General features: G+C 71.5%; 22 protein-coding genes and 1 tRNA gene. 10 read left to right on the top strand and 13 right to left on the bottom strand.

Translation table 11 applies throughout. The annotated features are described in order from the left end of the window. Both VFH10_RS08255 and VFH10_RS08250 read left to right on the top strand, forming a co-directional pair. Positions 1–1,529: phosphoenolpyruvate carboxykinase (GTP) (locus VFH10_RS08255; protein WP_325127637.1), on the top strand; the 1,529-nt coding region annotated here is incomplete at its 5' end. Between the two features lie 166 nt (positions 1,530–1,695). Next, positions 1,696–2,130 carry an SsgA family sporulation/cell division regulator gene (locus VFH10_RS08250; protein ID WP_325127636.1) on the top strand — a complete coding sequence of 145 codons (435 nt, stop codon included), beginning with the start codon at positions 1,696–1,698 and terminating at the stop codon, positions 2,128–2,130. Here VFH10_RS08250 and VFH10_RS08245 read toward each other — a convergent pair. Together VFH10_RS08245 and VFH10_RS08240 are read right to left on the bottom strand one after the other, a co-directional pair. Then, positions 2,117–2,722, bottom strand: coding sequence for a TetR/AcrR family transcriptional regulator (locus VFH10_RS08245; RefSeq protein WP_325127635.1), 606 nt, complete (start codon positions 2,720–2,722; stop codon positions 2,117–2,119). The genes VFH10_RS08250 and VFH10_RS08245 overlap by 14 nt on opposite strands. 76 nt (positions 2,723–2,798) lie before the next feature. Beyond that, positions 2,799–3,155 (bottom strand): SPW repeat protein, encoded by a 357-nt coding sequence (locus VFH10_RS08240; RefSeq protein WP_325127634.1) that lies wholly within the window; start codon positions 3,153–3,155, stop codon positions 2,799–2,801. Between the two features lie 158 nt (positions 3,156–3,313). On the opposite strand from VFH10_RS08240, the gene VFH10_RS08235 reads away from it, so the two are divergent. The 4 genes from VFH10_RS08235 to VFH10_RS08220 are packed head-to-tail and all read left to right on the top strand — an operon-like array spanning position 3,314 to position 6,460. After that, positions 3,314–4,180, top strand: a complete 867-nt coding sequence (locus VFH10_RS08235; RefSeq protein WP_325127633.1) for an SURF1 family protein — start codon at positions 3,314–3,316, stop codon at positions 4,178–4,180. Continuing rightward, a complete protein-coding gene (locus VFH10_RS08230; protein ID WP_325127632.1) occupies positions 4,177–4,602 on the top strand; it encodes a DUF3817 domain-containing protein in 426 nt (141 codons plus the stop codon). The genes VFH10_RS08235 and VFH10_RS08230 overlap by 4 nt, the downstream gene beginning before the upstream one ends. Further along, positions 4,599–5,426: a patatin-like phospholipase family protein gene (locus tag VFH10_RS08225; protein WP_325127631.1), complete on the top strand. Its 828-nt coding sequence runs from the start codon at positions 4,599–4,601 to the stop codon at positions 5,424–5,426. The genes VFH10_RS08230 and VFH10_RS08225 overlap by 4 nt, the downstream gene beginning before the upstream one ends. Continuing rightward, on the top strand, positions 5,423–6,460 hold the full coding sequence (locus VFH10_RS08220; protein WP_325127630.1) for a 1-acyl-sn-glycerol-3-phosphate acyltransferase: 1,038 nt from the start codon (positions 5,423–5,425) through the stop codon (positions 6,458–6,460). The genes VFH10_RS08225 and VFH10_RS08220 overlap by 4 nt, the downstream gene beginning before the upstream one ends. 71 nt (positions 6,461–6,531) lie before the next feature. Here the strand turns inward: VFH10_RS08220 and VFH10_RS08215 are convergent, their stop codons facing one another. After that, on the bottom strand, positions 6,532–7,137 hold the full coding sequence (locus VFH10_RS08215) for a hypothetical protein (RefSeq protein WP_325127629.1): 606 nt from the start codon (positions 7,135–7,137) through the stop codon (positions 6,532–6,534). Positions 7,138–7,348: 211 nt separating this feature from the next. On the opposite strand from VFH10_RS08215, the gene VFH10_RS08210 reads away from it, so the two are divergent. Both VFH10_RS08210 and VFH10_RS08205 read left to right on the top strand, forming a co-directional pair. Next, positions 7,349–7,870, top strand: a complete 522-nt coding sequence (locus tag VFH10_RS08210; protein WP_325127628.1) for a peptidylprolyl isomerase — start codon at positions 7,349–7,351, stop codon at positions 7,868–7,870. A 128-nt stretch (positions 7,871–7,998) separates the two neighbouring features. After that, positions 7,999–8,772 carry a rhomboid family intramembrane serine protease gene (locus VFH10_RS08205; RefSeq protein ID WP_325127627.1) on the top strand — a complete coding sequence of 258 codons (774 nt, stop codon included), beginning with the start codon at positions 7,999–8,001 and terminating at the stop codon, positions 8,770–8,772. A gap of 111 nt (positions 8,773–8,883) precedes the next feature. Here VFH10_RS08205 and VFH10_RS08200 read toward each other — a convergent pair whose 3' ends face one another. After that, complete coding sequence (locus tag VFH10_RS08200) at positions 8,884–9,822, bottom strand: type IV toxin-antitoxin system AbiEi family antitoxin domain-containing protein (protein WP_325127626.1); 939 nt, start codon at positions 9,820–9,822, stop codon at positions 8,884–8,886. A 425-nt stretch (positions 9,823–10,247) separates the two neighbouring features. Beyond that, positions 10,248–10,682 carry a cell division protein CrgA gene (locus tag VFH10_RS08195; protein WP_325127625.1) on the bottom strand — a complete coding sequence of 145 codons (435 nt, stop codon included), beginning with the start codon at positions 10,680–10,682 and terminating at the stop codon, positions 10,248–10,250. Positions 10,683–10,805: 123 nt separating this feature from the next. On the opposite strand from VFH10_RS08195, the gene VFH10_RS08190 reads away from it, so the two are divergent. After that, positions 10,806–11,696, top strand: coding sequence for a DUF881 domain-containing protein (locus VFH10_RS08190; RefSeq protein ID WP_325127624.1), 891 nt, complete (start codon positions 10,806–10,808; stop codon positions 11,694–11,696). A 10-nt stretch (positions 11,697–11,706) separates the two neighbouring features. Here the strand turns inward: VFH10_RS08190 and pknB are convergent, their stop codons facing one another. The 7 genes from pknB to VFH10_RS08155 form a co-directional block, all read right to left on the bottom strand. Continuing rightward, a complete protein-coding gene (pknB, locus tag VFH10_RS08185) occupies positions 11,707–13,497 on the bottom strand; it encodes a Stk1 family PASTA domain-containing Ser/Thr kinase (protein ID WP_325127623.1) in 1,791 nt (596 codons plus the stop codon). A gap of 18 nt (positions 13,498–13,515) precedes the next feature. Then, on the bottom strand, positions 13,516–15,024 hold the full coding sequence (locus VFH10_RS08180; RefSeq protein WP_325127622.1) for a serine/threonine protein kinase: 1,509 nt from the start codon (positions 15,022–15,024) through the stop codon (positions 13,516–13,518). After that, on the bottom strand, positions 15,021–16,487 hold the full coding sequence (locus VFH10_RS08175) for a penicillin-binding protein 2 (protein ID WP_325127621.1): 1,467 nt from the start codon (positions 16,485–16,487) through the stop codon (positions 15,021–15,023). Before VFH10_RS08175 ends, VFH10_RS08180 begins: the two co-directional genes overlap by 4 nt. 79 nt (positions 16,488–16,566) lie before the next feature. Beyond that, positions 16,567–17,976 (bottom strand): FtsW/RodA/SpoVE family cell cycle protein, encoded by a 1,410-nt coding sequence (locus tag VFH10_RS08170; protein ID WP_325127620.1) that lies wholly within the window; start codon positions 17,974–17,976, stop codon positions 16,567–16,569. Then, positions 17,973–19,535 carry a PP2C family protein-serine/threonine phosphatase gene (locus VFH10_RS08165; protein ID WP_325127619.1) on the bottom strand — a complete coding sequence of 521 codons (1,563 nt, stop codon included), beginning with the start codon at positions 19,533–19,535 and terminating at the stop codon, positions 17,973–17,975. Before VFH10_RS08165 ends, VFH10_RS08170 begins: the two co-directional genes overlap by 4 nt. Positions 19,536–19,547: 12 nt before the next feature. After that, on the bottom strand, positions 19,548–20,033 hold the full coding sequence (locus tag VFH10_RS08160) for an FHA domain-containing protein FhaB/FipA (protein ID WP_325127618.1): 486 nt from the start codon (positions 20,031–20,033) through the stop codon (positions 19,548–19,550). Further along, a complete protein-coding gene (locus VFH10_RS08155; RefSeq protein ID WP_325127617.1) occupies positions 20,026–20,784 on the bottom strand; it encodes a DUF3662 and FHA domain-containing protein in 759 nt (252 codons plus the stop codon). The genes VFH10_RS08160 and VFH10_RS08155 overlap by 8 nt, the downstream gene beginning before the upstream one ends. A 277-nt stretch (positions 20,785–21,061) precedes the next feature. Here VFH10_RS08155 and VFH10_RS08150 point away from each other — a divergent pair. Continuing rightward, positions 21,062–21,145: transfer RNA gene (locus tag VFH10_RS08150), tRNA-Leu, on the top strand. Positions 21,146–21,247: 102 nt separating this feature from the next. On the opposite strand, the gene VFH10_RS08145 is transcribed toward VFH10_RS08150, so the two are convergent. Next, a partial coding sequence (locus tag VFH10_RS08145) for a diguanylate cyclase (protein ID WP_325127616.1) occupies positions 21,248–21,697 on the bottom strand: 450 nt, incomplete at its 5' end.

The raw sequence follows: 21,697 nt of genomic DNA, 5'->3' as shown, positions 1-21,697 counted from the left end.
AGGAGCGCATGCGCGGCGCCTCGGCGCGCAAGACGATGTACGTCGTCCCCTATCTGATGGCGCCGCCCGGCTCCCCGCTCGAGCCGTTCGCGGCCGGCGTCGAGCTCACCGACACGCGCACCGTCGTCCTGCACATGATCCGGATGGCCCGGGTCGGCGTGGACCACGTCGACGACCTGGCCGACCAGAACAGCTTCGTCCGCGCCGTGCACGTCACCGGCGACCTGGAGAACCTCGGCCAGGGCACCCCGGACGACCAGCGCTACTTCGTCACCGTCGCCGACGAGCGGACGATCCTGCACTTCGGGTCCTCGTACGGCGGCAACGCGCTGCTGGGCAAGATCGCCCACGGCCTGCGCCAGGCCACCTACGACGGCTGGGCGTCCGGCGAGTTCCTGGCCGAGCAGTTCATGCTGCTCGGGATCGAGGACAAGCAGACCGGCCGCAGCTACCACATCTGCGGTGGCATGCCGAGCGCGTCCGGCAAGACCAACCTCGCCATGACCCTGGCTCCCGACGCCCTCGGCGACCGCTACACCGTCCACTTCTACGGCGACGACATCGCCTGGCTGCGCGTCGACCCCGAGGACGGCCGCATCTACGGGATCAACCCGGAGTTCGGCGTCTTCGGCGTCGCGAAGGACACCAACGAGAGCACCAACCCGACGGCGGTCGACGCGATCGCCGACGGCACCGGCACGATCTTCACCAACGTCGCCTACAACGAGCAGACCCAGGACGTCTGGTGGGAGGGCAAGTCCCCCGAGCCGCCGGCCGACCCGACCGGCTGGCGGGACTGGACCGGCCAGCTGATTACCGAGCGGGACGAGGCGGACCGGGTCGCGCCCTGGGCCCACCCGAACAGCCGGTTCACCACGACCCTGGCCAACGTGCCGAACGTGGCGCCCGACTTCGAGAACCCGAAGGGCGTCCCGATCGACGCGATCATCTTCGGCGGCCGCACGCGGGACCGGGAGCCGCTGATCCGCGCCATCACCGACCTCGCCGAGGGCGTCTACGACGGGCTCACCCTCGGGGCCGAGGCCACGTTCGCCGCCGAGGGCACCGAGGGCGTGCTGCGCTACGACCCGATGTCGATGCGGCCGTTCATGTCCTACCCCGAGGGCCGCTATGCCGCGCACTGGCTGAGGATCGTCGGCCAGGCGTCGGAGCAGCCGATCTTCGCGCACGTCAACTGGTTCCAGAAGGACCCGGAGGACGGCCACTTCCTGTGGCCGGGATACCGAGACAACCTGCGTCCGCTGCTGTGGCTGCTGCGGCTCAAGAACGGCGAGGTGACCGGCCGGCACACCCCCGTCGGCATCCTTCCCACGCGCGAGGAGCTCGACCTCGACGGCGTCGAGGTCGCGCCCGGCGACCTCGAGAGGCTGCTCACCATCGACGTGAAGCGCTGGCGCGAGGAGCTGGCCAACCGCGGCGAGCACCTGGCCCAGTTCGACGGCTTGCCGGAGGAGATCTGGGCGGCGCACCGACGCATCGAGGGTGCCCTCCAGGACGACGCCGGGTAGCCATTTCGGTCACAGCCGACCGAGCCGGGCATCCCGCCGCCGCGTCGCCCGCGGTCGTAGGACGGAGGTCCCAGGGAGACGGCCCTTCCGGCCGTTATCCCTGGGGCCTGGTCGCGCCGATGATCGAGGGTGTCAACGAAGCGGGGGGCGCCGAAGAAGGCTCGTCATGGACGGCATGAGGAACACCGAACCGGTCGCGGTGGCTCGGACCCTGATCCTGGAGCAGATCGACAGCGGCGGCAACGCGGCGCCGATGGAGGTCGAGTTCCGCTACGACCCGCAGGACCCGTACGCCGTGACCCTGAGCTTCGTGACCGCCGAGCCGTCGGTGTGCTGGACGTTCGGCCGCGACCTGCTGATGGAGGGCATGTACGAGCCCGCCGGCGACGGAGACGTGCACGTGTTCCCCAGCGTGGAGGGCTCCGGGACGGCCGTCGTGCTGATGGAGCTGGTCGGGCCCGAGGGAGAGGCACTGGTCAAGGCTCGCACCCGCGACGTCGAACCCTTCGTCGATGTCATGTGCCGACTGGTGCCGCCGAGCACCGAGTCGGAGCACCTGCGCGTGGACGAGGCGATCGAGGCGATCCTCAACGGGGCGTGAGCGCACCGCAGACCACGCGGGCGGCGCCCGAGACATCGGGTACGGCGCCGTCGTACCGTCGCGCGTTGGCCTCGTCGAGCATCACCGCCACGAACGTGTGCGCGGCCTGGCGGCGCAGCACGGGGTCGATCACGTGCTCCACGGCCGCGTCGAGGACGGCCTCGGTGAGCTCGAGCATCCCCTCGCGCAGCGCCCGCAGGTGCTCGCGCACCTCTGGATGCGTCCCGGACTCGCGGAAGATGATCGTCCGCAGGACGACCGACTCGTGTTCGCCGAGGCGCAGCCGCCGCGCCAGCCGGAGCAGCGAGCCGACCGGGTCGCCACGGCGGGCAACGTCACCGGGCTCGCACAGCGGCGCCACCGGGAGCCGCTCGTCGAGCAGGGTGCGCAGGATGTCGACCTTGCGCGGGAAGTAGTAGAAGACCAGGCCCTTCGGCACGCGTGCCTGGTCGGCGATGGCCGCCGTGCCGGTCGCGTCGAAACCGTCCACGGCGAACCGGCTCTCCGCCGCGTCCAGGATCCGCTCACGACGGTCGGCCGCGACGTCACCCCTGTCCGCCCCCCTGTCCGGTGCACGGTTGCGCTTGGTCACCTGGCCTCCGGTGGTCGGGCGTCTGGGCAGGTGGCCGGCCCGCGGACCGGCCACCTGTCTGTCGGGTGGCGACGTCCTAGTGCGACGCCGCCATGCCGCGGTGCATGCGGTTGGTCTGCGGCAGTGCCAGCAGGCCGACCGCCAGGGTGACCGCTCCGGCGATCCAGGCCGTCCAGGCGAGCCCCTGCATGTCCGCGAAGCCCATCACCCACGGGGCGACGATCAGCAGGAGGCCGAGCACGGCGTGCGAGCCCTCGGAGATGACGTCCCCGGGGCGGTAGAGGGAGTACGCCGATGCGAGCACGATCAGCGCGCCCATGACGATCATCGTCCAGGTCGCTGTCGTCTCCCGCTCGACGAACAGGGGTGACAGAAGAGCGCAGGCGCCGGCGGCCAGGGCCACCCAGTCCTGCCATCGTGTCCACTGACGCATGGTGTCCTCACTTTCGAATCAGGACCCGTCGCGAACAAGGCGGATCGAACACCTCGATCGTGCCCTTGTTTGACCGGTCGGTCAAGACCCTCGTGGCGCACGGCACAGCCATCGCCGGCCGCAGTCACCGGCGGCGACGGGCGCCGTACGCTCGACTCGTGCCCCAGTCCGCCGCGAGGACGCTCACCTCCCCCCGGATGCTGCTCCTGCATGCCACCGGGATCGCGGCCGTGACGATCGCGGTGCTGCTCGCGCTCTGGCAGTACGACGCGTGGCAGGCCGGTCGCACCCTCGCCGCACGCGACCTCGCCGATGCCCGGCCGGTCCCGCTCGAGGACGTTCTCGGCCCCGACGACGCCTACCCCGGCGACCAGGTCGGCCGCCCGGTCCGGCTGGCCGGCGAGTGGCTGCCGGACAGCACGGTCGAGGTCGGCGACCGAGCGCTCGACGGACGGGACGGGCGCTGGGTGGTGACGCCGGTCGCGGTGTGCGCCGCCGACTGTGCTGGGGCGCCGGCGATCCTCGTGGTCCGCGGGTGGATCGCGGCCGGCGCCGTCGTACCGCCGGCGCCGACCGGCCGTGTCGAGGTGACCGGATGGCTGCAGCCGGGGGAGGGCCAGGGGCTGCCCGACCCCGACCCGACCGACGCCGTGCTGCCCGAGCTGCGGATCGCGAGCGCTGTGCAGCACGTGGACACCGACCTCTACGGCGGGTACGTGATCGCGCGGGTCTCGACGGGCTCGACCACCAGGGACGGGTCGACCACCGGGGACGGGCTGTCACCGGTGACCCCCGATGCGCTGCCCCAGCCGGACGCCTTCACCTCGCTGCGCAACCTGTTGTACGCCGCGGAGTGGGTCGTGTTCGGCGGGTTCGCGCTTTTCCTCTGGTGGCGCTGGAGCCGCGACGAGCTCGACCGGGTGGCCGCCCTCGAGAGTGCGGACGTGGGGGAGCCGGACGACGGCTCCCCGGACGGGGACTCCGGCGAGACCGTGCCCACCGCTGAGATAGCGTCCTCCTCGTGAAGGCCGCGCTGCTCCGCTACCAGGTGATGGCCACGATCGTGGGTGTCCTCCTCGTCGTGCTGGTCCTCATCGGGGTCCCGCTCGCCAACTTCGACGGCACGTCGATGTGGCAGGTCTTCCCGGGCACACCAGCGATCTGGCTCGAGGGCAGCACGCCGCATGCCGTCGGCGAGGCGATCACCACCTACCTGGGCATCGCCCACGGCTGGCTCTACATGATCTTCCTGGTGGTCGCGTTCCTGCTGTCCCGCAAGGCGAGCTGGTCCCTGCCGTTCACGCTGACCACGCTGGCCTGCGGCACGATCCCGCTGCTCTCGTTCTGGGCGGAGCGGCGGGCCACCGCCCGGGTCCGCGCACGGATGGCGGCCGACCCGGCCCACGCGGACGCCGAGGTCTCGACAGGCACCAGCACCGGAAGATGAGCGGCCGGACCGCGTTCGTGCTCGGTGGCGGCGGGCTGCTGGGCGCGGTTGAGGTCGGGATGCTGCGCGCGCTGTTCGAGGCGGACATCAAGCCCGACGTCCTGATCGGCACGTCCGTCGGCGCCCTCAACGGCGCTCTCGTCGCCGCGGACCCGGGCGAGGGCGTGATCGAGCGGCTCGTCGGGCTCTGGGAGAGCGCGGTGTCCAACCGGGACGTGTACGGCGACGGCGCGGTCCGCCAGGTGCGCCGGGCGGTGCGCACCGGCACCCACCTGCACTCCAGCCGGCCGCTGCGCGAACGGCTCGCCCAGGAGCTGGGTGATCGGACGTTCGACGACCTCGTCGTCGAGCTGCAGGTCTGTGCCGCCTCGATCGAGCGAGCGGCCGAGCACTGGTTCACGTCCGGCCGGGTGGTCGACGCCGTCGTCGCGAGTGCCGCCGTGCCCGGCCTGCTGCGTCCGGCCGTGGTGGACGGGGAGCACTACCTCGACGGCGGCATCGTGAACTCCATCCCGGTCGGACGGGCCGTGGAGTGCGGGGCCGACCGGATCTTCGTGCTGCAGGTCGGCCGCGTGGACCGGCCGCTGCACCCGCCGCGCAAGCCGTGGGAGGTGGCCCGGGTCTCCTTCGAGATCGCGCGCCGGCACCGGTTCCACCGCGAGATGGCGGCGCTTCCCGAGCACGTCAAAGCGCACGTCCTGCCCGGCGCCGGCTTCACCCCGAAGGACGACAGCCTGCTGTCCTACCGCGACTTCCGGGGCGTCGTACGCCGCATGGACGCGGCGTACCGCGCCTCGGCGGCCTATCTGGAGACCTCGCTGTGAGCGGCCTGTTCCGCCGCGTGGTGCTCGCGCCGGTGCTGATCCTGCTCACCTTCGTGCTGCTGACGACCGTCCCGGTGTGGCTCCTGCTGGCGGCGGTGCTGTCGCCGATCATGCCGGGTCGGCTGCGCCCACTGCGGATCCTGTCCCTGCTGATCCTGCACCTCGTGCTCGAGAGCCTCATGCTCATCGAGCTGTTCGGGCTGTGGATCGCCTCGGGCTTCGGGATCTTCATCCGCCGGCCGTTCTTCCAGCGGATCCACTACGACATCGTGCAGACCTACCTGATCGTGTTCGTGCGTGAGGCCCGCCGGGTGCTCCGGCTGAAGATCCTGACGCAGGGCCCGGCGCCCGACGCACACCCCGGGGAGCCGCTCCTGGTCTGCTCCCGGCACGCGGGACCGGGCGACTCGTTCATCTTGATGTACGCGCTCATGCACTGGTACGGCCGGGAGCCGCGGGTGGTCCTCAAGGACACGCTCGCCTGGGACCCCGCCATCGACGTGATCCTGAACCGGCTGCCCAGCCGTTTCGTCTCTCCTGCGCGGCCGGGTCAGGACCTGGAGCTGCAGGTCGGCGAGCTGGCCCGCAACCTCGACCACAACGACGCGTTCGTGATCTTCCCGGAGGGCGGCAACTTCACCCCGGGCCGGCGGCAGAAGGCGATCGACAAGCTACGTCGCCTCGGCCTGGAGACGATGGCGGCGCGGGCGGAGCGGATGGAGAACGTGCTGGCCCCACGCCCGGGCGGGCTGCTCGCCGCGCTCGACGCCGCGCCGGAGGCCGACGTGGTGCTGGTGGCGCACACGGGCCTCGACCACATGCTGACCGTGGGAGACGTGTGGCGCGAGATCCCGATGGACAAGCAGATCATCATGCGCTGGTGGCGGGTGCCGCGCGAGGAGATCCCCGAGGAGCGGGAGGCCCGCATCGACTGGCTGTTCACCTGGTGGGAGCAGATCGACGAGTGGATCGACGAGCACCGCCCGGTGGACCTGCCGCCGCGCCAGCACGTGGTCGGGCGTCGTACCCGCTGAACGGTTCCGCACATGCGACGGCCCGGCCGTCCGCGCGGGACGACCGGGCCGGTCGGGTGTTGCGGAGCTGCTCAGTCCTTCTTGACGTCGATCGTCTCCGCCGGGTTGTCAGGGGTGGTCGCGGCGTGCGGCTCGGCAGCAGCGTCAGCGGCGGCGACGTCCGGGGACGCACCGCCCTGGTCGTTGCCCTCGGTGGTCTCCGCCTTGTGCGCACCGGCCGGTGCAGCGGGAGCCGGCGCCGGCGTCGGCGTGGACTCCCAGGTCGTGGTGGACGGCCGGTCGGACAACTTCTTGGCGACGAAGGCCACCACGCCGCCCAGGCCGAGCACCAGCAGGAACTTGCGGAACCGGTGCTTCTTCTTCTTGGGGGCCTCCACTTCGCCCTTCAGGGCGGCGACGGCGGCCTTCCCGCGCTTCTTGCTCTCCCCGCGCACGTCCTCGGTCGCCTCACCGGCAGCCGCGATGGCGGCGGTGATCACCGGCAGCACGTCGGAGGTGAACTTCTCGCGGGCGTCGTGCACTGCGGGTGCGGCCTTCTCGCGGGCCTCGGTGAGCAGGGGCCCGGCCTTCTCCCGGGCGGTCCCTACGGCGCTCTCCACCTGGGGCGCGATCTTGTCGGCGAGCACGCTCGCCTTGTCGTTCGCGTGGTCAAGGAAGTTCTTCGACTTCTTCGGCATCTGTGCGGTTGCCCCTCTCGGTCTCACGGAACGCTGTGCCCGTTCTTGCCCTGATCATGCCCGAGCCGTTCGACGAGTCAAACCCCGGTGTGGCCGCAGCGGACACGGCGCCGTCCCCGGCGGAGGCGTCGGCTTGGCGAGCGTGGGAGGATCGGTGCCGGGTCGATGCACTGTCGGCCCGCACACAGAACCTCCTGAGGAAAGGCGCCTCGTGGCCGAGACGTACGCAACCTTGAAGACCAACCGCGGCGACATCGTCGTCCACCTGTTCCCGAACCACGCCCCCAAGACGGTCGAGAACTTCGTCGGGCTGGCCGAGGGCACCCGCGAGTACGTCGACCCGGAGTCGGGCGAGCGCACCACGGGCAGGTTCTACGACGGTCTCGGGTTCCACCGGATCATCCCGAACTTCATGATCCAGGGCGGCTGCCCGCTGGGCACCGGCACCGGCGGCCCGGGCTACACCTTCAAGGACGAGTTCCACCCCGAGCTGCAGTTCGACCGTCCGTACCTGCTGGCGATGGCCAACGCCGGGCCGGGCACCAACGGCTCCCAGTTCTTCATCACCACGGTGCCGACCGACTGGCTGAACAACCGGCACACGATCTTCGGTGAGGTCGAGGACGAGGCGAGCCGCAAGGTCGTCGACAACATCGGCAGCACCTCCACCGGCCCGGGCGACCGCCCGGTCGAGCCGGTGGTGATCGAGACCGTCGAGGTGGAGCAGCGCTGAGCACGTCCGGCCAGGACCCCGCCGGGCAGTCCGGGGCAGCCTCGCAGGCGCCGGTCTGCTACCGGCACACGGACCGCGAGACCCACATCCGGTGCCAGCGCTGCGACCGGCCGATCTGTCCGGACTGCATGCGCACCGCGTCGGTCGGGTTCCAGTGCCCGACCTGCGTCGACGAGGGCGCGAAGACGACCCGGTCCGGACGTGCGCCGTACGGCGGGAAGCGTTCGGCCAACCCGGCGCTGACCTCCCAGGTGCTGATCGCGCTCAACGTGGCGGTGTTCCTGCTCATCCAGGTCACCGGCGGCAGCTCGAGCGTGTGGTTCTACCGGCTGGCGCTGCTGCCCTGGCGCGGCGTCGCCCTCGTCGACGGTCAGCCGGCCGTCTTCGAGGGCGTGGCCAACGGCGCGGTCTGGCAGCTGGTGACGTCCATGTTCACCCACGTCGACCTCTGGCACATCGGCTTCAACATGGTCGCGCTGTGGGTGCTCGGTCCCCAGCTCGAGGCGGTGCTCGGCCGGACCCGGTTCCTCGCCGTCTACTTCCTCTCCGGCCTGGCCGGCAGCGTCCTGGTGTACTGGCTGAGCGGCATCAGCACGCCCACGATCGGTGCGTCCGGCGCGCTGTTCGGCCTGATGGGTGCGCTGCTGGTCGTCGTCTACAAGGTGCACGGCGACGTGCGCCAGATCCTGATGTGGATCGGGCTGAACTTCGTCATCACGTTCCTCGCGCCGTTCATCTCCTGGCAGGGCCACCTCGGCGGCTTCATCGGCGGGCTGCTCATCGCCGCCGCCTTCGTCTACGCGCCGAAGGCGAACCGTCTCCTGTGGCAGCTCGCCGCCGCCATCGCCCTCGGCGTTCTGCTCGCCCTCGCGATCGTCGCGCGCACCCTCGTCCTGGTGTGAGGGGTGGGGGGCCAATTCACTGGGTCCCCTGTGAATTGCCCCCTTCCCGGTGTGAACTCACCACGGGAAGGTGCAGATCTCCAGGGGGAGTGCCGCCGGGCGTGCCGACGGTCAGGCGGCGCGAGTGAGGAGGCGGCGTACTCGGGCCGCCGTGGCCGCGCCCTGGTAGAGGTCTGCCCAGGTGACGCGCACCATCGACCATCCGGTCAGCTCCCGGAGCAGGTCCTCGCGGCGCTTCTCACGGAACACCGCGTCCTCGGGCCCCTCGCCGGGCCGACGCAGCCGCCCGTACTTCACCTTCCCGTCGAACTCGCCGAGCAGCCGGTGCTCGGGCCAGGCGAAGTCGGTGGTGCCGACCACGTGCCCGCGTTGGTCACGAACCTCGAACTGGAGCTCGGGGGCCGGCAGGTGGTGCAGGTAGCACAGGTATCGCGTCCGGGACTCGCCCACGGACTCGGCCCGGCCGTCCGTGAGGCGCAGCGCCACCCGGAGCCGCCGCGAACCCGGCCACTCCTCCATGAGGGCCGCCATCGACTCGAGCTCCTCGCGGGTGCAGCCGTGGTGCAGCACCGAATCCAGGGTGACGAGGGCCGACTCGGTCGAGGCGAGCAGTCCGGTCTCCAGTGCCGCGCGGGCACGAGGCACGACACGTACGCCGCCCAGGGGAACCGATTCCTGTGTCGCACACACGCCCACGTGGTGCACGACCCCGGCCTCGGTGCGTCCGGTGGCGCCGTCGAGCCGGGTGAGGTGTACCAGGTCGAGGTCCACGTCCCACAGCTCGAGGCCGTGCCGCTCCGCGGCGCTGACGTGGCTGAGTACGACGCGGTCGCCGAGGCGGCTCGCGACGGCGTGAGCCAGGGCACGATGCCGGGCCCGGGGGTCGGCCGCGGCCCACAGGTCGGGAAACGTGTACACGCCCTGCCGGATGCGGGTCCACTGCCGCGCGCGGAGCGTGCGCCGGATCGCCTTGTCGTCGTACCCGTTCGCCAGCGCCTGCGGCCTGGTGAAGTACCCGTGCGTCTCGGCCTGGATCCTCAGTCTGTCCACGTCGACAGGTTGACCCGGATCGGCCCCCTGCCGGCTGCCCGCCGCCGGCGCTTGGGGACGACGGCGCCCGGGTCGAGGCCTGGGGACGGCTCCAGGCCTGCGGGGCGGGACCGACGACGCAGCTCCCCGCGGCGAACTGCCGCTTCCCCAGGTGAGTTCACACCGGGAAGCGGGCGATTACCACGGTCCCGTGGTGATTGGGCCACGGCGGTCGCGTGGATATCCACACTGGGGACAACTGCTGTGGACAAATCCCATCGTTGTGATTCACACACAGGCGTGTCCACAATCTGTGCAGAAGCGTGCCGCAAGGGCGCAAAACGGGCGCAAAAGAAGACGCCGACCGTCGACTGCTGACGGCCGGCGCGCTGCGGTCGGGGTCGCACACGGAGCGCGACCCGCACCGAGGCGGAGCTGGTGGCGCGTTACTCCCACTTGGTGGCGTAGACGAACCCCACCGCCATGAAGCCGATGCCGACCACCAGGTTGTACTGGCCGAGGTTCTGCATCAGCGGGATCGAGAGGTCCTGGCCGGTCATGTAGTAGACGACGATCCAGATCAGCCCGATCAGGAAGCAGCCCAGCATCCCGACCACGACCCCGCGGCCACGGCCGAGCGGGGTGTCGGGGTGCGCGGCGATGGCCAGGCCGAGGAACAGCAGCGAGAAGCCGATCAGGAAGTTCCAGCGCTCCAGCTCACCCATCCAGGTCAGCTGCTGCCCGTCCTGCGCCACGTTGATGTAGATCACCATCCACGCGATGCCCAGCGCCGCGAGGACGGCGGCGACGACGGTGCGAACCACCGAGACGGTGGGCTCGGGGGTGACGCCGCGCTGGGCACGGGGCTGGCGCTGGGACACGTCGGATCGCTCCTCGAATTTCGGGTGGTGCGGCGGTACGCCGGTGCGTGGGACCGGACCGCGGCCGCTTGTTGCCTGGGCTAGCGTAGTCGCGAACAGGTCCACGCACGAAAGCACCCGCCGATGCCCTCCCCCGAGTCCGTCCACGAGGGTCCCGGCGACCCCACAGCCGGGCCCGCACCGGACCCCCAGCCGGGTCCCGGCGGGCTGAGCCGGTTCCGCGCCGCCCTCGCCGCCCTAGCCGCCCAGGGGCGCGGGCGTGGCCCACAGTCCTGGCTGTGGCGAGGCGTGGCCCCGTTCGTGTTCGTGCTCGCCGGCACCCTGTTCGTCACCAGCTGGTTCAGCTCCGACGGCACCGACCTCCGGGGCGGCCGGTACGACGACCTGCCGGGCCTGGCCGCGGCGGAGACCCGACAGCTCGAGGAGCTGCGCGCCCAGCAGGAGGAGCTCGCGGCCGAGGTGGACGCGCTCACCGAGGAGCTGAGCGGCTCGACCGGCCGCGAGGCGCAAGCCGAGGCGCTGCGCGCCGAAGGGCCCGCCGGGCTGCAGGCGGTCTCGGGCCCGGGCGTCACGATCACCCTCGACGACGCCCCCGAGGCGGTCCAGGACACCGTCGCCGCGGAAGACGTCAGCAACCTCGTGGTGCACCAGCAGGACATACAGGCGGTGGTCAACGCGCTGTGGGACGGCGGCGCCGAGGCGATGACGATCCAGGGTCAGCGCGTCGTGTCGACCACCGGCATCCGCTGCGTCGGCAACTCGGTGGTGCTGCACGACGTGCCCTACGCCCCGCCGTACGTCATCCGCGCCGTCGGCCCCACCGACTCGATGCTGGACAGCATCAACGCCAGTCCCTACATCGGCTTCTACCTCGAGGCGGTCGCCGCCTACCAGCTCGGCTGGGAGGTCGCCATCGACCCGGTCATCCAGATGCCCGCATACACCGGGTCGATCGAGCTCGACTACGCCCGCCCGGTCGGCGAGGACGCCTCGCTCCCCGACGACCGCACCTGAGCTCGGACGGCTACTCGGGCGGTGGCACGACCGGCGACTCGGTGACGGTCGGCGACGGCGTCTCCGTCGGTGTCTCGGTGGGCGTCGGCTCCTCGGTGGGCGTCGGCTCCTCCTCCTCCTCCGGCTCGAACGTCGAGACCGTGATCACGACCGTCGTCCCCTGCGGCTGGCGGGTGGTCGCCTCGGGGCTCTGCCGCAGCACCTGGCCCGGTTCGGCCGGGGTGTTGGGGTCCTCCTGGACGTCGACCCGGAAGCCGGCGTTCTGCAGGCGCCGGGTGGCCTCGCCCTCCTGCAGGCCGACCACGCTCGGGACCCGGCGCGGGCCGGAGGACCAGAAGATCCGCACCACGCTGTCGGCGGCGACGCTGGTGGCGGCCTCCGGGTCGGTGCGGAGCACGGTGTCGGCGGGTTCGTCGGACTGCTGCCGGACGAGCCGGGGCTGGAGTCCGGCGTCGGAGATCTCCTGCGCGGCGTCGTCCTTGTCGTCGCCGATCACCGACGGGACCACGACGTCGGGCTCGCCGGACGAGACGGTGATGTCCACCTCCGACCCGGGCGCCACCAGCGACTGGGCCTCCGGGTCCTGGTCCATGACCAGGCCCTTGCGGAAGTCCGTGGAAGCCTCCCGGCTGACCTCCCCGAGGGCGAGCCCGGCGTCCTCGAGCCGCTGCTCGGCCTGGTCGCGGGTCATGTCGATCAGCGACGGCACCGAGCTCTCCTCCGGTGTCTGGTTGAACAGCACCGGTCCGAACACCACGGCACCGATCAGCAGCGCGAGGATCGCGAGGCCGGCGGCGAACAGCGGCCAGCGCTTCTTCCGATCCTCGTCCTCCTCGTCGTCCTGGCCGGTGAAGATCGAGGTCTGCTCGTCGGCGCCCGTGGCGTACGCCGGAGTCGCGGCGGTCAGGGCGGGCGCGACGACCGGTTGGCCGGCGAGGTAGCGCTCGATGTCCGCGCGCATCGCGGCGGCGCTCTGGTAGCGCTCCTCGATCGGCTTGGCCAGCGCCTGCATCACGATCCGGTCGATCTCGGGCGGCAGGTCGGGGTCCAGCGACGACGGCGGCGCGGCCTGCTCGCGGACGTGCTGGTAGGCCACCGACACCGGGCTCTCGCCGACGAAGGGCGGCCGGCCGGTGAGCAGCTCGTAGAGCAGACAGCCCGTCGAGTAGACATCGCTGCGCGAGTCCACCGTCTCGCCGCGGGCCTGCTCCGGCGAGAGGTACTGCGCCGTGCCGACGACCGCCGCGGTCTGGGTCATCGTCGACGACGAGTCGGCGATGGCCCGGGCGATGCCGAAGTCCATCACCTTGACGTCGCCGGAGGGGGTGAGCATCACGTTGGCCGGCTTGATGTCGCGGTGCACGATGCCGGCGCGGTGGCTGTAGTCGAGGGCGGACAGGATGCCGGAGGTGATCTCGAGCGCGCGTTCGGGCAGGATCTTGCGGCCCTCGCGGAGGATCTCGCGCAGCGTCCGGCCGGCGACGTACTCCATGACGATGTAGGGCTGCGGCACCCCCTGGCTGCCGATGCCGTGGGCCTCGGTGCCGACCTCCTCGCCGGTGTCGTAGACGGAGACGATCGCGGGGTGGTTGAGCGAGGCCGCGGACTGCGCCTCGCGCCGGAACCGGGCCTGGAACGTCGGGTCGCTGGCGAGGTCGGTGCGCAGCCGCTTGATCGCGACCACGCGACCGAGGCGGGTGTCGGTGCCCTTGCGGACCTCGGCCATGCCGCCACGGCCGAGCATGTCGCCGACCTCGTAGCGGCCGCCGATCACGGTCTTCCCGTCGGGTCCGTTGCTCACTGCCTCAGTCCTCGGTTCCTAGTCCTGCTTGCCGTTGCTCTGCCCCGGTGGCTCGCCGCCCTGCCCCGGCGGCACGTCGGTCTCCCCCGTGGGTTCCTCACTGGGTGCCGGCGGCGGCTCGGCGGGCGGTTTGTCGGCGACGAAGATCGTCACCCGGTCACCCTCCTGGAGCGTGCCGACCGGCACCACGTCGGTGACGGTGTCCTGCTCGACGCTGCCGTCGTTCTCGACCTTCTGCTCCTTGACCTTCAGGCCGAGCGCCTCGAGCCGCGCCTTCGCCTCGTCCTTGTGCATCCCGATGTAGTCCTCGGCGACCACCTCGACGCCGGCCGGCTCCTCGGGCGAGGGGGCCTCGGAGGTCGGCTCCTCGGGGGTCGGGCTCTCCTGCGTGGGCGTCTCCCGCGGCTGCGCCGACTCGCTGGCGGTGCCGTCGTTGCCGCCCGGCGACGGGTCTCCGCCCTCGTCGCCACGGCCGAGCCACGCGATCAGCAGCACCAGCACGAGCACGGCGAGCGCGGCACCCGCCCAGGGCAGCCAGGCCGGACGTCCGGACGTCGCACGCGCCGGCGTCGCAGCCGTGGGCTCGTCGTCGGTCGGCGCCGCGGCCAGCACCCGGGTGCTGCCATCGTCGGGGTCGGCCGCCGCGGCCGCAGCGCCGACCGCGGCCCCGGCGCCGACCGCGGTCCGGCCGACACCCGCGCGGACCGGTGCGCCGCGCAGGGCCGCCGCGAACGCATCCATCGACTCGAACCGGGCGGCGGGGTCCTTGGCCAGCGCGACGGCGACGATGTCTCTCAGGTGCTCCGGGACCGAGTCGGGCAGCGGCGGCGGCTCGTCTCGCAGGTGCGCGAGCGCGGTGGCGATCGGGCTGTCGCCCCGGAACGGCCGCGCACCGGCGAGGCACTCGTAGAGCACCACGCCGAGGGCGTAGACGTCGCTGGCGGCCGTGGACGTCTTGCCCTCCGCCTGTTCCGGGGAGATGTACGCCGGGGTGCCGACCACCTGACCGGTCTGGGTGATACCGGCCGCGTCGGCCGCACGCGCGATGCCGAAGTCGGTGATCTTCACCCGGCGATCCGGAGTGACCAGCAGGTTGGCGGGCTTGATGTCGCGGTGCACGATGCCGAGACGGTGCGCGGCGGCCAGCGCGTCGGCCGCCTGCGCGCACAGGTCGGTCGCAGTCTCCGGCGGCATCGGCTCGCCACCGCGCAGTAGCGCCGACAACGGCTGCCCCGGCACCAGCTCCATCACGAGGTAGGGGCGCGGGCGGCCGGAGCCGTCGTCGTCGGGCAGCTCGCCGAAGTCGAAGACCGAGGCGACACCCGGGTGGTGCAGCGCAGCCGCATGCCGCGCCTCGCTCTCGAAGCGGGACCGGAAGGACGGGTCGTCGGCGTACTCGGGCTTGAGGATCTTCACCGCGACCTCGCGGGCGAGCACCGTGTCGGTGGCGCGCCACACCACGCCCATGCCGCCGGTCGCGATCCGGGACTCCAGCCGGTAGCGCGGGTCCACGGTCGGCTCGGTCACTGGTTGATCACCGCCTCCATCACCGACTTGGCGATCGGCGCCGCCAGGCCACCACCGGAGATGAGGTCGTCGGCGACGCCGGCGTCCTCGACCAGCACGGCGACGGCCACCTCGGGGTTGTCGGCCGGCGCGAAGGAGACGAACCACGCGTAGTTGGGGCGGTCGGCCTGGCTCTGCGCCGTACCGGTCTTGCCGGCCACCTTGATCCCCGGGATCGCCGCTGGGGCCGCGGTGCCGTTGTCGACGGTCTCCACCAGCATCTGGGTGAGGTCGCGGGCGACCGTCGAGCTGACCGCGTCGCGGAACGGCTCGGGGTTGGTCTTGTCGAGCACCGACAGGTCGGGGGCGCGCACCTCGTCGACGAGGTAGGGCCGCATGACCGTGCCGCCGTTGCCGACTCCGGCGACGACCATGGCCATCTGCAGCGGCGTGGCCGCCACGTCGTACTGGCCGATGGCGGAGTACGCCGTGAGCGGGTCGTCGACCGGGGGTTCGGGGAACCGGCTGACCGCCTGGCGAAGCAGGTCCTCGAGGTAGACGTCCCCGAAGCCGAACGCCTCGGCCTGCTCGCGCAGCGCGTCGTCGCCGAGCTGCATGCCGATGGCGCCGAACGACGTGTTGCACGACTGCGCCAGCGCCTGGGTGAGCGTGATCCGCCCGGTGCCGCACACGCCGGTGGCGTAGTTGGGCAGGTCGTTGTCGGTCTGCGGCAGGTCGAGCACGTCGCCGCCCCGGACCAGGGAGTCCGGCTGGTACTGCCCGCTCTCCAGCGCGGCGGCCGCGGTGACGATCTTGAACGTCGAGCCCGGCGGGAGGATCTCCTGGGTGGCCCGGTTGATGAGCGGGCGCTGCTCGTTGGCCAGCAGGCGCTTGCGGTTGTCGCTGACGGCGCCGAAGTCGTGCGAGGAGAGCACGTTGGGGTTGTACGTCGGGTTCGACACCATCGCCAGGATCTTGCCGGTGGAGGGCTCGAGGGCGACCACCGCGCCCTCGACGCCGCGACCCAGCCGGCGCAGCCCGGTGAACGCGGCGTTCTGCGCGGCCGCGTCGACCGTGAGAGACACCGAGCCACCCTTGGGCTGCGTGTTGCCGATCATGTCCACGACCCGGTTGACGAACAGGCGCGGGTCGGCGCCGGACAGGATCTCGTTCTGCGTCGACTCCACCGCGTCGCGGCCGTAGGTGTAGGAGTAGAAGCCGGTCAGGTGGGCGTACTTGAACGGCTGCCGGTAGACGCGCTGGTACTCGAACTGGTCGTCCACCGGGACGCTCTCGGCAACCGCCTGCCCGCCGGCCAGGATGGCGCCGCGCTCGCGGGAGTACTCCGCGTCGCGGACGCGCTTGTTGTCGTCGCGGGAGTTGAGGTCGCCGGCCTGCACGTACTGCAGGTAGGTGGAGTTCAGCAGCAGCCCGACGAAGAGCAGCATGCAGACGATCGACATCGCGCGGATGGGCTTGTTCATCGAACCCTCCGTTGGTCGAGCCCGTCGAGCCCGTGGAGCCCGTCGAGACCTCGGACCGCCCTGCGGTTCGTGGGTCGGTTCATCTCAGCTGCACCACCTGGGTGGCGTCGTCACCGTCGTCGCCGTACTCATCGGAAGTGAGCTCGGGCGTCGGACGGCGAGCCTGGTCGGAGATCCGCAGCAGCAGCGCGATCATCACCCAGTTGGCGACCAACGACGACCCGCCGTAGGACAGGAACGGGGTCGTCAGGCCGGTGAGCGGGATCAGCTTGGTGACGCCGCCTATGACGACGAAGACCTGCAGCGCGAACACGACGCCGAGACCGGTGGCGATCAGCTTGCCGAACGCGTCGCGGGCCACCAGCGCGGTGCGCAGCGAGCGCTCGACGATCAGGCCGTAGAGCACGATCAGCGCCATCACGCCGGTGAGCCCGAGCTCCTCGCCGATCGAGGCGACGATGAAGTCGGAGTAGGAGAACGGGATCAGGGTCGGGTCGCCCTGGCCGAGGCCGCGACCGACCAGTCCGCCCCAGGCCATGCCGTACATTCCCTGCACGATCTGGTAGCCGTTGGCGTCGGGGTCGAACGGGTCGGTCCATGCCAGCACGCGCGCCTGTACGTGGCTGAACAGCAGGTAGCCGGCGTAGGCGCCCAGCGCGAACAGCGACGAGCCGACGACGAGCCATCCCGGCCGCTCGGTCGCGACGTACAGCATCACCAGGAAGAGCCCGAAGAACAGCAGCGAGGAGCCGAGGTCGCGCTGGAACACCAGCACGCCGAGGCTGATCAGCCACATCACCAGGATGGGTCCGAGGTCGCGGCCGCGCGGCAGGTCGATGCCCAGCACCCGGCGGCCGGCGAGGGCGAGCGCGTCGCGGTGCAGCACGAGATAGCCGGCGAAGAACACCACCAGGCAGACCTTGGCGATCTCGCCGGGCTGGAAGCTGAGTGGGCCGAGACGGATCCAGATCCGGGCACCGTTGATGGTGGTGCCGAGCACCGGCAGCAGCGGCATCACCAGCAACGCGATCGCGGCCAGCCCGGAGGTGTAGGTGAAGGCTTGCAACCTGCGATGGTCGCGCAGCACGGCGAGCACCGTCACGAACAGCACCACGCCCAGCGTCATCCAGATCAGCTGGTCGCGGGCGAACGTGTTGGCGTCGCTGTCGGCGGCCAGGTTGGCCAGGTCGATCCGGTAGATGATCGCCAGTCCAAGACCGTTGAGCGCCGCCACGATGGGCAGCAGGACCGGGTCGGCGTACGGCGCCAGCAGGCGTACGGCGATGTGGCCCACCACGCACAGCCCGGTCAGCCAGCCGCCGTAGGTGATGATGTCGACCGGGATCTCGCCTTCGACGCCGAGCCCGACCGCCGCGTAGGCACCGACACCGACGAGCAGGCTGAGCACGAGCAGGAACAGCTCGGCGCCGCGGCGGCGCCGGTGGGTGAAGCCGAGCGGCAGCGCGTTGAGCGGGTTCAGGGTGCTCACGGCGTCGCCTCCGCCGCCGGCGACTCCGCCGGGCTCACGCCGTCGGACGCCTCGATGCAGTCGGGCGGGGCGACGGTGGGGGAAGGACTCGGGCTGGGCTCGGCCGACTGCCCGTCCTGGTTCTGCCGGTTTCGATCCTGGTTGTCCTGACCGTCGCCGCCCTGGCCCGACTGCTGGCCCGACTGCTGGCCCGACTGCTGGCCCGACTGCTGACCGGAGGGCTCGTCGGAGGCCTCGTCGGAGGGGGTCGGCTCGGGCTCCGGCGTCGGGCAGACGCGCGCCAGCTCGGTGATGTTGGCGACGATCTCCTCGGCCTCGTCCATGCTCTCGGCGGCGATGCCGTCGCGCACCTGCGCCGCCCGCGCCTGCGGCAGCGACTGGATGGTGATGTCGCTGGTGCGCCAGACCCGGTTGAGGTCGAGGCCGGGCACCTCGGACTGGATGCCCCGGTAGATCGCGACCCGGTCGTCCGCGATCGCGACGTAGTACTGCCGCTGCGACCAGTTGTAGGCCAGCACCGCCCCGGCGACGAGCAGGCCGAGGAGCACGACGAGCACCAGCACGCGGCGGAACCAGACGAACCGGCGCGGCGCGCGCGGTGCGTAGCGGAGCGCCTCGGGGTCGAGCGGCTTGCCGTCACCGGAGCCGTCCGGTCCGCCGTCGACGGGCTCCATCTCGCCGGTGTCGCCGCTGCGGTGGCCGCGGAAGAAGCTCTTCGGACCACCGGGCGTCTTGCGCGGCTGCTCGGCCGCCGCACCCACGAGCATCGGACCGGTCGTCGTCGAGGCGGACGTCTCGGCGTCCGGTGCCGCCGCGTCGCCGTCGACCACGTCGGCGACGACGACGGTGATGTTGTCGGTGCTGCCGGCGTCGAGCGAGGCGCGGACCAGCTCGACGACGGCGTAGTCGATGGTGCCGGTGCTGAGGATGTCGGTGAGCCGGTCGGCGTCGAGGACGCCGGAGCAGCCGTCGCTGCAGAGCAGGATCCGGTCGCCCGGCGCGAGGTCGACGTCGAAGAGGTCCGGCTCGGTGTCGTGCACGCCGTCGACCGCCCGCAGGATGAGGTTGCGGTGCGGGTGCGTGCGGGACTCCTCCTCGGTGATCCGGCCCTCGTCGATCAGGCTCTGCACGAAGGTGTGGTCCTTGGTGAGCTGGCTGAGCACGCCGTCGCGCAGGAGGTAGCCGCGGCTGTCGCCGACGTGGCCGAGGGTGAGCCGGCTCCCGTCGAAGAGCGCGGCGGTGACCGTGGTCGACGTGCCGTCGAGCTCGGGGTCGTGGTCGACGAGCTCGGCGAGCCGGTCGTGGGTGCGGTGGATGGCACCGGCCAGCGCCTCGTGGGTGTCCTCCGGGGCGGGCGCGTCGAGACGCCGGAGGATCTGCACCGCCGTGCTGCTGGCGATGTCGCCCCGCGCGGCGCCGCCGACACCGTCGGCGATCACCAGCAGGTGCGGGCTGGCGAACCCCGAGTCCTGGTTGTCCTTGCGGACCCGGCCCACGTCGGAGAGGGCGGCGTAGCGCAGGGCCAGGCGGCCCCGGGGCAAGGAGTCGATGTCAGTCATCTGCGGCGGCGCCTACTTGCGGAGCTCTAGCGTCGTCTTGCCGATCCGGACCTGGGTGCCGAGCTGGAGTGTGGTGGGCTGGGTCAGTCGCGAGGAGCCGATGTAGGTGCCGTTGGTCGAGCCGAGGTCCTCGACGAACCACTGGTCGCCGGATGCCGCGATCCGCGCGTGCCGGGTCGAGACGTAGTCGTCGTCGAGCCGGATCGCCGCGTCGCTTCCGCGCCCGATGAGCAACGGGGCCAGGTCGAGCGAGATGGTCTCGCCGGCGTTGGCCCCCTCGGTGATCGCGACGTGGGTCGGCGCCCCGCGCGGGCGCTTGCTCGGTCTGGCCTTGGCCTGGCGGCGGGCCTGCTTGTCGGCCCGGCGGTCGGCCCGCGGGGTCGCCTCGACGCGGGCGCCGAACATGTCGGAGCGGACCACCGAGATGGCCGACAGCACGAAGATCCACAGGATTGCCAGGTAGGCGAACCGGATCAGCATCAACGTCAGCTCAGACACCGTGACCTCCCTGACCCGCGTCGTCGTGTGCGGAGGTGACGTAGCGGATGGTCATCGTGGTGTTGCCGATCTTGACGGTGCCGCCGTCGTCGAGGCTGGCCTGCGCGACCTTGTGCCCGTTGACCAGCATCCCGTTGGTGGAGCCGAGGTCGTGCACGCTCACCTGCGGACGTCCCGAGGTCGGGTCGGCGGCGAAGATCCGGATCTCCGCGTGCCGGCGGGAGACGCCCGGGTCGTTGATCCGGAGGTCGGCGTCGGTGCCCCGTCCGATCACGATGCCCGGCGGGTCGAGGGGGTGCTTCATCCCGTTGACCTCGAGGATCACGTTGGCCCGGCGTACGGCGGTGTCGGTGACGGCCGACTCCGACGACGGGGTCACCGACGCGAGCGCCGAGCTGCGCACGTGGAAACGACCGGTGGAGAGCTCGTCCTTCTCGTCGAAGGCGATGCTCACCGGTCCGGTGAAGACGTAGGACTGCTCGTGGGCGTGGTCGCGGAGCATCTCGACGAGCTCGTCGGACAGTGTCGAGGAGTACGGCGCCAGACGGGCGTAGTCCTGGGGGGACAGCTCGACGTGGAACTGGTTGGGCACCAGCCGCCGGTTGCGGGACAGGATCTGCGCGGAGTTGTCGACCTCGCGCTGAAGGGCGGCCGCGACCTCGACCGGCTGGACCGCGGAGCGGAAGGCCTTGGCGAACGCTCCCGACACCATCTGCTCGAGTCGGTTCTCGAAGCGCTGCAGGATGCCCATCCGCCACCTCCTCGTGCGCTCGTCGACAACGGGTCCTGGCCGGGTCCGCAACTATGTGTACCCGGGTCCGGTGCGGCGAACCGGTCGACCCCGGCAGCGGAGCATGACACAGGTCACCATCGTCGCGGGCGTGTGCGGGTACGGCTTGCCTGCATCGTATCGGGCAGCACCGAGCCGCCCGGTCCCCGGCGTCAGCGCCCCCGCACAGGCGGTGGTTGCGGGCGTCGACCGGTTTTGGAGGCCGATGAGCCGTTGGGCTACCCTGAGCAGGCTTCACGCGCGAGTGGCGGAATAGGCAGACGCGCACGGTTCAGGTCCGTGTGTCCGAAAGGACGTGGGGGTTCAACTCCCCCCTCGCGCACGTCCGTGCGCACGGAGCCGAAGGGCCCCGGACGATGTCCGGGGCCCTTCGTCATTCTGGTGGCTGTCCAGGCTGGTCTCGACATGCTCGACCAACCGAGGGTCAGGCGACGACGCCGAAGCCTCCGGTCCAGGACACCTTCTCGCCGACGGCGAGCGTGAGCTGCAGGAAGCCGAGGGCCTCGAGCTCCCGCGCCCGGCGCAGGGATCCGGCGTCGACGGCGCGCAGGCCGCCGGCGGTGACGATGCCGGCGAGCAGCGCCTTCGCGTCCGCGTCGTCCCCGGCGATCAGGACCGTCGTGGGCAGCGGGCCGACGGTGCCGGCGGCCAGGGTGCCGGCGAAGGTGGTGTTGAAGGCCTTGAGCACCCGCGACTGCGGCAGGGCGGCGGCGATCTCGGCGGTGGCCGAGCCGTCGGCCGGGACGGTGAGCGAGTCGAACGTGGTGAGGTCCAGCGGGTTGGTGATGTCCACGACGACCTTGCCGGCGAGGCTCTCCCCGCGCGTGGCCAGCACGTCGGCCACGGCCGGGTAGTAGACGGCGAGGACGACGAC

The sequence above is a fragment of the Nocardioides sp. genome (assembly GCF_035697785.1).
In the GTDB taxonomy this organism is placed as follows: Bacteria; Actinomycetota; Actinomycetes; order Propionibacteriales; family Nocardioidaceae; genus Nocardioides_B.
This window is presented reverse-complemented; position numbering and strand designations above follow the sequence as displayed.